Origin of the sequence: Luteibacter aegosomatissinici, assembly GCF_023078495.1 — a bacterium.
Taxonomy (GTDB): Bacteria; Pseudomonadota; Gammaproteobacteria; order Xanthomonadales; family Rhodanobacteraceae; genus Luteibacter; species Luteibacter aegosomatissinici.
Window position 1 is genome coordinate 2,828,844 of record NZ_CP095742.1, and the last position, 13,120, is coordinate 2,841,963.

The following is a 13,120-nucleotide window of genomic DNA, read 5'->3' on the forward strand; positions in this document are numbered from 1 at the left end:
ACTTCCAAGCGACACGTTCCTGAGGCTTCCATGGCATACCAGTCCGTAAATCCCTTTACAGGCAAACTCCTCCAGACCTTCGGCGAGCACACCGACAAGGACGTCGCGCGGGTCATCTCCCGGGCACATACCGCGTTCAAGACATGGCGCAAGCGTCCGGTGGAGGAGCGTGCAGACGTTCTGCTGCGCGCAGCCGGCCTGCTCCGCTCCCGCGCGGTGGACCTGGCATCACTGCTTACCCGCGAGATGGGAAAACTAACGCGCGATGCACTCGGCGAGGTGGAACTCAGTGCGCATATCCTTGAGTACTATGCCGACCACGCGGCCGAATTCATGGCCGACCGGCATATCGCTGCCGCGTCCGGAAACGCGACCCTCGTGACCCGCGCCATGGGGGCCATCTTCTGCATCGAGCCCTGGAATTTCCCCTACTACCAGCTGGCCCGCGTAGTGGGGCCGAATCTCGCAGTCGGAAACTCCCTCATAGCAAAGCACGCCCCGAACGTTCCCCAGAGTGCGCTTGCCTTCGAGCAGGTCATGCACGATGCGGGTGCTGGCAATGGTGTCTATACCAATGTATTTATCACCAACGATCAAGCCGCGACCCTCATTGCCGATGCCCGTATCCGTGGCGTTGCCCTGACGGGCAGTGAACGCGCGGGCTCGGCTGTCGCCTCCGAAGCCGGCCACGCCTTGAAAAAGAGCACCATGGAACTTGGCGGAAGCGACGCCTTCATCGTGCTTGATGACGCCGACCTGGACAGCGCCGCCAAGATTGGAGCAGCCAGCCGTCTGCACAACGCGGGACAGGTTTGCAATGCCGCCAAGCGCTTCATCGTCGAGGAAACCGTGGCTGACGCGTTCCTTGAGAAGTTTATCCGGGAAATGCAGGCGGTTGCTCCTGGCGACCCCGCCTTGCCGACGACGACCTTGCAGCCGATGAACTCTGAAACCGCGTTGGAGAACGCCATCGCCCAGGTGCGTGCAGCGGTCGCCGCCGGCGCGAAAATCGTCATAGGTGGCGGTCGGGGAGGGATGCAGGGCGCATTCATGGAGCCGACCATCCTCTCCGGCGTCGCTCGTGACAATCCGGCATTCCATCTGGAGTTTTTTTCGCCGGTGGCGATGTTCTTCCGTGCAAAGGACGAGATGGACGCCGTCGATATTGCAAACGACTCCCCCTTTGGACTGGGCGCAATGGTGATGACAAAGGACCTTGAGCGCGCCAAGCGGGTTGCCGCAGAACTTGACACGGGCATGGTCTTCATCAATCAGGGCGGCTTTTCCGCCCCGGACCTGCCGTTTGGTGGCGTGAAGAATTCAGGTTACGGTCGCGAGCTTGCCGACCTCGGCTTTGGCGAATTCGTCAACAAGAAGCTCATCCACAACTGAGCCCGGCGCACTGCCCGGGACCGGCAGCGCTTCCCCCGCCCCTCCCCCGTGACCATCCGTCCTCCAAGGTCATCCCGAAACGCCGCACCGCTCTGCCAGGCGCGGTGCGGCCGCTTGCGGTCCTTCGTTGCCGAGCATCTCGACCAAGCGGTCGGCCCCCTAGAGATGGCGGCGTCCGTGGGGCTGTCGGTCTGCCACTTCCATAGGTCGTTCAAACTGAGTTTCGGCATGACGCCGTATGCCTACGTTCTCGATGCGAGACTGCGATATGCCGCACTGCTGGTCGAAAGGACCAACCTCGCCCTGAAGGATGTTGCCGCAGCGGCGGGATTCTTCGATCAAGCGCATCTTGGCAATACATTCCGCGTCCGATACGGCATTTCTCCAAGTCAGTGGCGCGCGGATTGCGGCATGATCGGCGGGCCTGGCATTGCCGGTGTGCCCCTGCAACCCTCCTCTGAGGCTATAACGCGCCCGCCTGTCCTGACGGCGTGCCCCCGGAAACGACGCTCCTGAGGCAGAACTGGGCCCGTAAGGTCTTGGAAATTACTGTGCCCCACCTTGCGATACTCCCGAATTCAGCGGAGAATCTGCTGCTAATTCTGAAGGAGCCCCCTCATGAGTTGGGACGAAGTCGACGAAAGCGTCTGCCCCATCGCGCGCTCGCTGTCCGTGGTCGGTGACCGCTGGACGCTGCTCATTTTGCGCGAGCTTTCCATGGGATCTACGAAATTCGACGAAATCCAGGCGCAAACAGGCATGTCGTCGTTCCTGCTCTCCACGCGCCTCAAGCGCCTGGAAGCCGACGGGGTCATCGAGCGCGTGCCCTACAGCGACCGACCGCTGCGATATGAGTACGTCGCCACCGACAAGGGGAAGGAGCTCGACCCCGTACTGCTTGCGCTTCGTGGCTGGGGGATGCGGTGGGGCAAATACCGGAAGAACGAGCCACCTGCAGTCAACATGGTCCTCAAACGCACCGGGGAAACTATTGACGCCGACTGGGTACCGGGCAAGGCCGATACGCCATTTACGTTCGACCTCTGTGATGCGACCGTGGGCCGCAAGTTTGCCGCTGAACGCAAGGGCCGCGCTGCAGCATTCCGGGCCGGCCGGCGCGCTTCAGCCTCGAAGTCCGAGTAAATCAGCAAGCGAGCTCGGGCCTGAGGAACTGGTGGATGGCCTGAACGACCACCGAGCCCTCCCCTACGCTCGATGCGACACGCTTGACCGAGCCCGAGCGCACATCACCGACTGCAAAGAGCCCGCGCAACTCTGTCCCGAATGGGCCCGCACGGTGCGACAACACCTGGTCACCAGTGGGAATGAATCCCTTGGGGTCGAGCCGCAGTGCATCCTCGAGCCATCCGGTGTTTGGGGAGGCGCCAATCATCACAAAGAGGCTGTCGGCGTGAGCCGTCGTCACTTCCCCTGTCTGGACGTTGCGCCAAATCACACGCTCGAGCCGCTCGGCGCCCTCCAGGGAGACCACCTCGCTTTGGACATGCAAAGTGATCCTGGGTGAGCCGCCAATGCGCTGGACGAGATAGTCGGACATCGTGGCGGCAAGGCCCTCACCCCGGACGATGATGTGGACGTGGGCCGCGACGCGGGAGAGGTAGACGGCCGCCTGTCCGGCGGAGTTTCCCCCACCCACAACGACGACCTCGCTCCCCGAACAGGACGACCCCTCGATGGCCGTTGCGGCATAGTGGATGCCACGCCCGTCGAAGCGATCAAAATCCCCAAGACCGAGTTTCCTGTAGCGCGCGCCAGTGGCCGCCACCACCGAGCGCGCGCTCACACTCGTTCCGTCGTCGAGATCGAGCTCGAAGTGGCATTCGAGCTTGCGCAGGCGGGTGACGGTCCGGGAGATGGTCAGTCGCGCGCCGAACTTGAGCGCCTGGACCTGCGCCCGACTCGCCAGGGCATGCCCGGAGACACCTGAGGGAAACCCAAGGTAATTTTCGATTTTCGATGACGTTGCGGCTTGGCCACCCGGTGCAAGCCCCTCGATTACAACCGTGTCGAGTCCCTCGGACGCACCATAAACGCCAGCAGCGAGCCCGGCCGGGCCAGCCCCGACCACCGCGAGGTCATAGACGTGGCCAGGCTCCCCGGGCGCGGAAAAGCCGAGTGCATCGGCAAGCACCGGCGTTGTCGGGTTAACCATCACCGTGCCATCCCCCATGAACACCGCCGGGAGGTCGCTGCGCCGGAGGGCCTGGCGCTCGATGAGTTCGAGCGCGCAGGGGTCGTCGATGGAATCGAGCAGGCGGTAGGGATACCCGTTCCGTGACAGGAAGCGGCGGATGCGCGCAGTGTCGACGCAGGTGTCGTGGCCGATAAGCATGACCCCGCCAAACCCCCGACGGACAAGCCCGAACCGGCGAAGGATGATGCAACGGGTCAGGAACTCGCCGATGTCCGGTTCACAGGAGACCATGCGGCGAAAGGCGCTGCGCGGCAAGCGGTAGGCACTCGTGTGCCGGCCTGCCCGTCCGTTGAGCAGGATGCCCCGGTCGTCAAAGAGGTCGAGCTCGCCGGTGAACGACCCGGCCTCGTGGACGACGACCTGCCGTTCACGTCCCCGGGCATCAATGTCGAAAACGGTGACCGTGCCGGAGATAAGGACATAAAAATCGACCGAGCGCTGGCCCCGGGCGTACAGCAGATGGCCCTCGTCAATGGACTCGAGCGTCCCGTAGCTTCCGATTCGCGCGACCATTTCGTCTGAAAGGTGCGGATAGGGCTCCGGAAGGAGGCCGACCGTATCGGCGGGGTCAAACTCTGGGCGGTCAATCATGCATCTCTAACCGTGATTTTTCCGTACTGTCGGAACCACTTCCATATTTGAAGTATTCACTAGCATTCTTCAACCTATCCATAGGGATGAATCTCGACGCGGTAGATAAAAAGGAGGCCGCCCGTGGGAGCGGACGGCCTTAAATGGGGGACTTGCGTCGTTGTTCCTCCCGGTTTGACCCGGGAGGGGGACTTTCTTATCGGGGTCGAACTCAGAAGTCGTACGAGACGGTCAGGCGGGCATAGCGTGGCGTCTGGTAGTACTCACCAAGGTCATAGTTGTTGAGAACCGTCTTCGACACCGACTCGTACGTCGAGTACGAGTTGAGCGGCTTGCGCTCATTGGTCGCGTTGAAGACCTGTACGCCAAAGGCGAGTTTGCTGTCGAAATAGGCCGGACGGTAAGCCACGGCGAGGTCAACCTGGCGGTACCACGGATTGCGCTTGGCACCCGGATGCGAAGGCTGTCCGTTGCAGTTGTGGTAAGCGGACTGGTAGCCAATCGGATCAGGGTCAGCCTCACCATCCTCATAGCCAAGGCACGACTTCGGTGCGCCGGAGGCAAGGCGCAGGTTGCCCGAGAGCAACCATTCTGGGGTTAGCTGGTAGGAACCGTACGCCTTGATTTGGTGCGTACGGTCGTTCGACAGAAGGCCATTGGCGTAACGCATCAGCTCCGCCGAATCCCAGTCCTGAGTCTTCGAGATATCGGTCTGGCCGATGTCCGACTTGGTCTGGCCTTCCGTATTGCCGTACGAGCGCGAGAACGTGTAGTCGAGCCGCCCCTGCCACTTCCCGTCGAACGGATGCTCGAGGTACATGTCGAGCGCGTAATAGTTGCGCTTTGCCTTGTCTGTGAAGCCCCAGTCATCCATGCTCATCTTCACGTCGGTGCGACCGACGCCGTTGGCATTGGCAAGGCTGAACGTGTTGCTGTCGCCCGGATTGAAAATGACGCAGCCCGGAATGACCACGGAATCGGGGTTGATGCCCTCGGCAGAGAGCTTGTCACCAATCTTACCGGTGTCGCAGACATCGTCGATGGCCGTACGCAGCTTGCGCACGGTAAGGTTGGCGCCTGTCACCCAGCCGTCACCGAGTGTCTTGTCGAACCCCACAATGCCCTCGTCCTGATACTGGCTCTTGAGGTCCCGTGCTGCCACCGCCTGTGCGTCGACCGGCTGACCGTACTCGCCATCCGGCGACACCGGGCCAGGACCGAGGGCCTTGAGACCGGTCGGGCGACCGTTCGAGTCGATGCCGGTGTAGCTGAAGTATTCGAACGTGTAGGTCGACGGCGAAGCACCACGCACAGCCACATTGTTGGGCAGTGCGAGGTAGTAGCGGCCGACGTTGCCATAGACCTTGAGGCTCGAGTCCCCAAAGACGTCCCACGAGGCACCCAGACGAGGCGCCCACTGCGCCGCCTGATTGACGTAAGGCTTGTTCTCATCGTTGAAGTTCTTGAAGCGGTCGTTGCGCACGCCAACGCTCAGCAGCACGCGGTCGGTGACCTGCCAGCGATCCTCAAGGTACTGCGCCCGCTGATCGAGAGACATGTTGGTCACCGACGAGAAGACGACCTTGCGGGCGTAGTACCCGTCGCCACCGGGCGCTCCGACGCCTTGCGAGGAACTAATAGCGTTGCCAGGATTGGCCGAGCGGAAGTAGCGCCAGTAGTAGCCCGGACCGCTGGTCGCAGTGCCTTCATCGATGCCACGGTAATGCATGTTGTCGATGCCACCGGCGAGATGGTGGTCACCGACCTGCCACTCGAGGTCGAGGCGCAGGCCATGCGTACGGCTGCCGGCGCTCGGGTCTTGGGTAGTCTGGGACGAGTTGAGATTCGAGATCGGCCTGCCGCCGTTGAGCGCCGGATTCTGCAGGTAGGGATTGTAGATATACGGCTGCTGGTCGAGGTTTGGCGTCGGGTTGTGCAGGTAGTCGTCGGTCCAGCCCTTGGCATAGGTCGCCGACAGCGTCAGGTCGTCGGTAATGTAAGAAGTGTATTTTGCGATGGCGTACTTGGATTCAATCTTCGACGTGTCAGCGTTCGCCCCGGTACGACCGGAGCCCGATCGCGCGTCGTAGTCATACCCTGTGTAGTAGCCCTGCTGTTCGTCCGTCGAGTGGATACCCGTCAATTCAAGGATGTTAGAATCGTTGATGTTCCAATCGAGCTTTGCGTAGTACTTCGGCAGCTTGTAGGTATAGTGATTGGTGGCGACCGGATTGGCCTCAACCGAGCTGGTGCTTTCACCCTCGGATTTCTCGGCTTCGGCTGCGACGAAGAAGAAGAGCTTGTCCTTGATGAGCGGGCCACCAACATAGGCCGAGTACGTCGTCGTCCACTTGGTGTTGTCGTCACCGGACTTGTAGATGGCGCCGACCTTAGACGGATCCTGGTAACCGTAGCCCGCCGGCAGCGGACGGTTGCCATAGTAGATGCTGCCGGGGTTCGATGCGGCAAACTTCGGCTCCCAGAGAATCTGCGCGCCGAAATGCCAGTCGTTCGTGCCACGCTTGCCGACCTGCGAAATCACACCACCATCGGAGCGGCCGTATTTGGCCGAGTAACCTCCGGTATAGACCTCCTGCTGGTCAATTGCGCCGTACGGCAAGCCCACGCCACCGAGGTTCTTGTACGGGTCGGTCGTGTTGTAGCCGTTGATGTAGTACGCATTTTCGGATGCGCCCGAACCGCCGAACGAGACCGTTCGAAAGCGACCATTACCGAGGTTCGAAGAGCCCGGCACGGCGCCCGGTGCGAGAAGTGCGATGGCCTCCGCGTTGCGGCCAAGCGGCAGCCGGGCCAGCGTTTCGGAGGTAACGACCGTGCGCGAATCGACAGCCGTGGTGTCAATCGGCGGGAGTGCGTTGGCGACAACGGTCACCGAATCGAGCGACTGTGCGCTCGTCAGAGCGGCCGTCGGCGCGTCAAACGAGACATCGGTGCTGCCGCCGACGGTAATCTGGACGTTCTTTCGCGAATCGACCACTGCTCCGTCACGCTTGAGGCTTACATTGTAGGCCCCGAGCGGAATGTTACCGAGGCGGTAGCGACCCTGTGCATCGACGGACACCTCGCGGGTGAAACCGGTCGACCCGGAGATGAGTATCGTCTCGTTCGCTGCAAACGGCACTTGGCCAAAGATGGCACCCGTTGTCGCCTGGGCAAAAACAGGCGCACTTGCGCCGAGGCACACTGCGAGGGCGAACGCCAACGCGGTCGGACGATTCACGCCAGCGCGGCGGAAGGATTGGACATGCATCAAGACACTCCCCAGAAGACCCCAGACAGGGCCAGTTGATTCAAGGCGGCCACGTGGCCAAGGATTAGAGGCAGTTGCACCAGGGCGTTTGGTGCAACCCCACCCTCCCCGGGCGCTGGACTGCCGCACTGATGCAACGATTTTCTGGTCACTTCAATCACTGCACCATGTGCTGGTGACGTTAAGACCGTGTTGGAAATTAGACGTCCAAACCGATCGGTGTCAATGGAACGATGAGCGATTCCTCAAATCCCACGCCAAGTCGTCGGCATTTGTCAAAAAACATCAGATGTATGCAACGTCGGGCTTCCTCGCCCTTTCCGCAGTCTTTCAACGCGGACCGACCGCCGGCCCGGTACCGCCCCCGACCTGGGGCGGGCAGATTCGACGGATCGACTGCCGTTCAAATCCGGAGAAGCGACTTTCGTCCAATAGCCACTTCATTTTTTACAGTAACATGCAGTCATGGGGCGCACCGCCCGCACCCGTTGGCGCCGTGGGGCGTCTTTTCCGGATCTGCCCACGTTGACGTGGGGGAGAGTGGCCAGCTTGCGACTGCAATCCGCGAACCCGACTGCGCCTGCGCTGCCCGAGTGCCGTTGCTACACGGCAACGGGCCGCCTCTGCACCGAGCGCACGGGCGCGTTCCGCTCGACCCCACCCGTGCTGCGCCTCGTTGAGGTCGCAGCGCTTGCAACCGAAGTCCCCGCCACGAATGGTCCCGCCCGCCCCCGCCGCACGCTGGCGCTGTCAGACGAACGCTTCGAGGCGCTCTCGGCCTTTGTCGAGAGGTCCATCGACACGAGCTTGCCGACTTCCGTGTTGGCGGACGTCGCGGGCCTGAGCGTGAGCTACTTCCACCGGGCATTTGTCCTGCGTACGGGGCAGACCCCTCACGCGTGGATCATGGGGTTGCGGTTGCGACGCGCGCGAGAGCTGATTCTCGAGTCAGCAACATCCCTGACCGCCATTGCCGCCGACTGCGGCTTTTTCGACCAGGCACATCTGACCAACACCTTTCGGCGCATCCACGGCCAGTCCCCGCACCGCTGGCGCGAGGAACAGGCTGCCCGGCGGGGCAACTGGGTCCAAGAACTGTCAGGGCATATGGATGGTGCGGCGATGGACAAAGGCGCGCACGGGAAGCTGCGATAGGGCCGCCCCCTGCGGCCCGTGCGTGCCAAGCCGCGCCTTGCGGCTGAGGGCCGTTTCGTTGATGTACACCCGGCCGTGCGCGAACTGCCTTGCGACACGGAGCGCCCGGTCAGTGTCCTGGCTGACGATGCTGCCGCCGAGGCCGCCCGGCTTGCGATTTGCAATCCGGACCACATCGTCATCCCCACCAATGGTCGCGACCATGGCGACCGGGCCAAGGAAGTCCTCGCTGAAGGCAGGATCGTCGGCTCCCATCGCCAATACGGCGGGTTCGAGGTAAAAGCCGGGCCGGTCGACCCGGCGGCCGCCGGTAAGCAGTTGCGCGCCCGCCCGCATGGCTTTCCCCATCAAGTCCAGTGAGTGTTCGAGTCCGGCGCGGGAGGCAACAGGCCCGAGTAGCGTTGCAGCGCTTCCGGGCTCGGCGGGTATGCGCGCCGCCATGGCAGCCGCCAGTTGCTCGGTGAAAGCGCGGGCGATGGGGGGCGTGACGAGGAAGCGGCGCGCGCCCGAACACATCTGCCCGCAATTGGCGAGACGCCCCTCGACGGCGAGGTCGACGGCGAGACCGACGTCGGCGTCATCGAGCACGGCGAACACGTCCGTTCCGGCCGGTTCGTGGGACATCAACTGGAGGGCCTTGCCAGCGGCCATTGCGCATGCGGCCACACGGCGGTGCGTTCCATGCATGGATACGCCGTGCACCCTCGTATCGAGCAGGGCTCGTTCGAGAAGGTCGTCTGTGAGAAAGACCGTCGAAAAAGCGCCCATGGGCAGGCCCGCCGCCCGCACCACGCGCTCGAACGCTGCGGCACACAAGGGCAAGCGGCTGCTGTGGCGAGCGATGACCGTGTTTCCTGCCGCAAGGTTGGGTGCTGCGACGCGGGCGAGTTCGAAGAAGGGGAAATTCCAGGTCTCCACGCAGAGCACCACACCGACCGGAGCGGCGTCACAGAGGCCCGGCGACGGCCCGTGCCCGGCGATATCGCCGAGGCGCTCATCGGCAATGCTATCGGCGTGGACCTCAAACAGCCCAGCTGCGGCCTCAATTTCGAAAAGCGCCTCCGTGAGGCGCTTGCCCATTTCTAGCGTCGCGGTTCGCGCGAGCGTCATGCGGTTTTCCCGCAGGCTGTCTGCGGCAGCGCGGAGCATGTTGCCTCGAACCGCGCAGTGGGCACGGCCCCAGTCCCCGCGAAATGCAAGGTCTGCCCGCTCGAGGATTGCGTTGAGTGCCCTCTCTGTGGTGGGGGCGAACTCAACGATGAGTTCGCCGCTTGACGGATTGATTGAAGCGAATGGCAAAGCGTGGGCTCCCTCGGGCGCCTGTGGCCCGGTGCTGTCTTCTATGTGACGGGGGCGGCGCGGGGTGGCCGCCCCGGGGCAGTGCATTGGACCGGGGACGGGCAACAGTGCCCCGGCCAACCGGTCAATGGCTCATGAGGACCGACAGGCCTTGGTCGAGGAGGCGGGCGCCGCAGAGCCCGACGGCTTCGACCTCCTGGCTCGAGCCACGGTCAAGTCCGGAGACCTTCGGCAGCCACGGCTTGAAAAAAAGCTCGGACCTTGCCGGCGCACTCGGCCGAACAGGGACCGCGTGCGGCAATCTGCGGCATACAGCAGCTGCAAAGCGGCCCGGTCCGCGCAAATGGGACCGGCACTTTTTCCAAGAGGTCGAATCCTTCCAACATCCTGAGCCTGCCGGAGGGATCCGAGGTCGTCGACCATCTGTCGCGCGGAGAATCTCTCCGGTTGACGTACCCGGTCGGGCCGGCCGCTGTTTCTCGGGTCGTAGGTGATGACAGCGAACGAGGCTTCCAGGGGCGCGAGACCGGCGTGCAGACAACTCCCTGCCGACACCCCGGCCTGGCCTCTTGATAACCCGCACGGGCGCTGCCAGGACGTCTTGCGGGCGGACCGACAGAAGTGACGGGGCCGCGCCGATGCGGCGGAAAGCGACAGGACGACGGCGGCAGCGAAGCGCCGCAGAGGGGAACGGTTCAAGCGGGGGGCCGGATGGGAAAACAATCGACATCGTGGAGGGATGGCCACAAACGGAATTGGAGAAAATTGACGAAAACGCCATGACTGACGGCACAGCTTCAAATGTTGAACTTTGTCATCGCCGCATGTTCAAACGCGCGTCCATGGCAGCATCGCCATGAAATCCAACCCGGTGCCCCATGCCTCGTCTGACCGCACAAGCGTTTCTTCTGGCAGCCATCCTCCCGGCCATGCCGGACTTTTACAGCACCTTGCCCGGCTGGGGGCTGCCGCTGCCGGGTATCCCCCCTGCGACAGCACCCGTCCCAGCGGCTCGCCCGAGGGCCGCCCGAACGGGCACTGAGCCGGGTGCGGACGTCAGCAATGGACCTTTTTTTGGACTTGCCCGGCCCGTGCTCGCGACAGCGCTGCTCGGGCACTTCGTATGGCGCGCATTGCCCGGAGCGGTCAATGGGACCATCGCTGCGCTCTTGCCCGCCCGTGTACCCGGAGCAGCAACTGCATACCGCTTCGGCGGGTCCCTGGCAAACGCGTGGGTGTCCTTGGCCACACGCCCGACCCTGCCTTACATGGTCGGAACGCTCTCTGTCGACAGCCACGGCACAGATCTGGTCATCCGTCCGGTCGGCAAAGCCACAGGCAGTGCGGTCCTTCCTGTCTGCGCAAGCTTTGAGGCCGACGATGGCGAGGCAAGACGTGCTTGCGGATTCATAGCCGCATCGGGCGGCGTTTTGCATCTGGCAGGGGCTGCGGACAATCCCTGGGTCACCGCGTCGATGCCGACGCCACTTGGGCCGCGTCTGGGGCTTTCACCTGGCGTCCTCGCGCGCGGGCTCCACGTTGCCCGGTCGATGCCCGCCGACGACAGGGCACGGCTTGCGGAAGACATCGAAGTCACCCTGCACACACGGCTCATTGAGTCGGCTGATTCAGTCGCCGCATTGGTCGCCATCGAGTTTGCCGGTTTGCATCGTCCCCGGCCAACCGGGGCGAACGCCGGATGACCGGGCGGCCGCCCTGATTGAGGCAGGTCAATTCACGACCAGCGCCGCCTCAACACGGATGTCGAGCTTGAGCACCTTGGCGATGCTGCAGCGCGTGCGTGCGCGCTCGACGCACTGGTCGAACACTTCTTGTGTCGCACCTGGAACGACGGCTTCGACCTTGAGCAGGATGCCTACAATCGTCGGGCTCCCCTTATCGTCATGGCCCATCTCCACCACTGCACTCGTGGCGATGGATTCGGCCTTGAGCCCGTTCATGCCGAAGTTGTTGGCGAGGGCCTGGTTGAAACATCCCGCCTCGGCCGCCGCAAGCAACTCTTCCGGGCTTGCCCCGTTGGCGCCTTCAAAACGGGTCGCGAAACTGTAGTAGGTTTTGGGGACGGTCAGGCTGTCCGTCGAGATGCTGCCCGCGCCCTCTTTCCATGTGCCTGACCAGTCTGAATAGCCGATCGCCTTCATTGTCCTGTCTTCCATGCCGGCGCTCAGACGTCGACCCAGGGCTCGAGGACGACCTTGCCCGAACTCTGGCGGCCTTCGACGAAGCGGTGGGCATCGGCCGCGCGCGACAGCGGGAAGCGGCCTCCGATGTTGATGGACAGGCGCCCGTCCCGGACATGGCCGATGATTTCGTGCAACGCATTGATGAGGTCGGGGCGCAGCTTGAAATAGCCAGCGATGTAAAAACCGATGACCGATATGTTGTCGACGGTAAGCTCCTGGGGATTGATGAAGGCCCGCTCACCACTGGCCTGGCCGTAGACCACCATGCGGCCAAAGGGTGCGATGGCGCGAAGCGCCTCCCCCAGGATGTTGCCACCGACCATTTCAAGGGCGATGTCGACACCGCGACCACCGGTGAGTTCCCGCACCCGTTCCGGCCAACCCTCTTCGGTGTAGTCGACGGACGCATCGGCACCGAGCGATTCAGCAAAAGCGCGCTTTTCCGGGGTGCTCGCTGCCGCAATGACCTTGCCCGCCCCCGAGAGTTTGGCGAGCTGCACAGCGTAGGCTCCAACGCCCCCGGCTGCGGCCTCAACGAGAACGGTGTCGCCAGGGCTCAGGCGGCCTGCGTCCCGGAGCGAGAGCAGGGCCGTGAGCCCCTGGATGACAAGCGAGGTCGCCTCAGCGGCGGCAATCCCTTCGGGAAGTGGCACGGCCATTGCGGCATCGACGACCACATACTGGGCGTATCCTCCCGTTCGCGGCACAGCGTAGACCGCATCGCCCACTGCGAGCCCCGCGACCCCCTCGCCGAGCTCAATGATGGTGCCGGCGACTTCGCTGCCAGGTGTAAAGGGGGTCGGTGAAGCTTCAGGGTAGTCATCACCCCGGCGGCGGAGAACGTCGGAGAAGTTCACGCCCACAGCCTCTACGCGAATTTTAACCTGCCCCGGACCCGGGAACGGTTCGGGCACATCCTCGTAGCGCAACACCCCGGGCTCGCCGGTTTCGTGGAAACGCACAGTTTTCATGTTGCATGCCTTATAGAAAAAG

10 protein-coding genes are annotated in these 13,120 nt (G+C 63.1%); 5 read left to right on the forward strand and 5 right to left on the reverse strand.

The window, feature by feature from the left end:
* Positions 1-30 precede the first annotated feature (30 nt).
* From L2Y97_RS12715 to L2Y97_RS12725, 3 genes are all read left to right on the forward strand, one after another.
* Complete coding sequence (locus L2Y97_RS12715; RefSeq protein ID WP_247427020.1) at positions 31-1,392, forward strand: NAD-dependent succinate-semialdehyde dehydrogenase; 1,362 nt, start codon at positions 31-33, stop codon at positions 1,390-1,392.
* Between the two features lie 165 nt (positions 1,393-1,557).
* Positions 1,558-1,908 carry a helix-turn-helix transcriptional regulator gene (locus L2Y97_RS12720; RefSeq protein ID WP_247436792.1) on the forward strand — a complete coding sequence of 117 codons (351 nt, stop codon included), beginning with the start codon at positions 1,558-1,560 and terminating at the stop codon, positions 1,906-1,908.
* Positions 1,909-2,010: 102 nt separating this feature from the next.
* Entirely contained in the window at positions 2,011-2,535 is a 525-nt protein-coding gene (locus L2Y97_RS12725; protein ID WP_247427023.1) for a winged helix-turn-helix transcriptional regulator, read from the forward strand.
* Position 2,536: 1 nt separating this feature from the next.
* On the opposite strand, the gene L2Y97_RS12730 is transcribed toward L2Y97_RS12725, so the two are convergent.
* Both L2Y97_RS12730 and L2Y97_RS12735 read right to left on the reverse strand, forming a co-directional pair.
* Complete coding sequence (locus tag L2Y97_RS12730) at positions 2,537-4,198, reverse strand: FAD-dependent oxidoreductase (RefSeq protein ID WP_247427026.1); 1,662 nt, start codon at positions 4,196-4,198, stop codon at positions 2,537-2,539.
* 211 nt (positions 4,199-4,409) lie between these two features.
* Positions 4,410-7,469 (reverse strand): TonB-dependent receptor, encoded by a 3,060-nt coding sequence (locus tag L2Y97_RS12735; protein WP_247427028.1) that lies wholly within the window; start codon positions 7,467-7,469, stop codon positions 4,410-4,412.
* A gap of 549 nt (positions 7,470-8,018) precedes the next feature.
* Here L2Y97_RS12735 and L2Y97_RS12740 point away from each other — a divergent pair.
* Positions 8,019-8,624: a helix-turn-helix domain-containing protein gene (locus L2Y97_RS12740; protein WP_247427031.1), complete on the forward strand. Its 606-nt coding sequence runs from the start codon at positions 8,019-8,021 to the stop codon at positions 8,622-8,624.
* Here L2Y97_RS12740 and L2Y97_RS12745 read toward each other — a convergent pair.
* Complete coding sequence (locus L2Y97_RS12745; RefSeq protein WP_247436795.1) at positions 8,568-10,010, reverse strand: aldehyde dehydrogenase family protein; 1,443 nt, start codon at positions 10,008-10,010, stop codon at positions 8,568-8,570. The genes L2Y97_RS12740 and L2Y97_RS12745 overlap by 57 nt on opposite strands.
* Positions 10,011-11,191: 1,181 nt before the next feature.
* Here L2Y97_RS12745 and L2Y97_RS12750 point away from each other — a divergent pair.
* Positions 11,192-11,626 carry a hypothetical protein gene (locus tag L2Y97_RS12750; RefSeq protein ID WP_247427033.1) on the forward strand — a complete coding sequence of 145 codons (435 nt, stop codon included), beginning with the start codon at positions 11,192-11,194 and terminating at the stop codon, positions 11,624-11,626.
* A 27-nt stretch (positions 11,627-11,653) separates the two neighbouring features.
* On the opposite strand, the gene L2Y97_RS12755 is transcribed toward L2Y97_RS12750, so the two are convergent.
* Together L2Y97_RS12755 and L2Y97_RS12760 are read right to left on the reverse strand one after the other, a co-directional pair.
* Positions 11,654-12,085, reverse strand: coding sequence for an OsmC family peroxiredoxin (locus L2Y97_RS12755; protein WP_247427036.1), 432 nt, complete (start codon positions 12,083-12,085; stop codon positions 11,654-11,656).
* Between the two features lie 23 nt (positions 12,086-12,108).
* Entirely contained in the window at positions 12,109-13,098 is a 990-nt protein-coding gene (locus L2Y97_RS12760; RefSeq protein ID WP_247427038.1) for a quinone oxidoreductase family protein, read from the reverse strand.
* Positions 13,099-13,120: the final 22 nt, after the last annotated feature.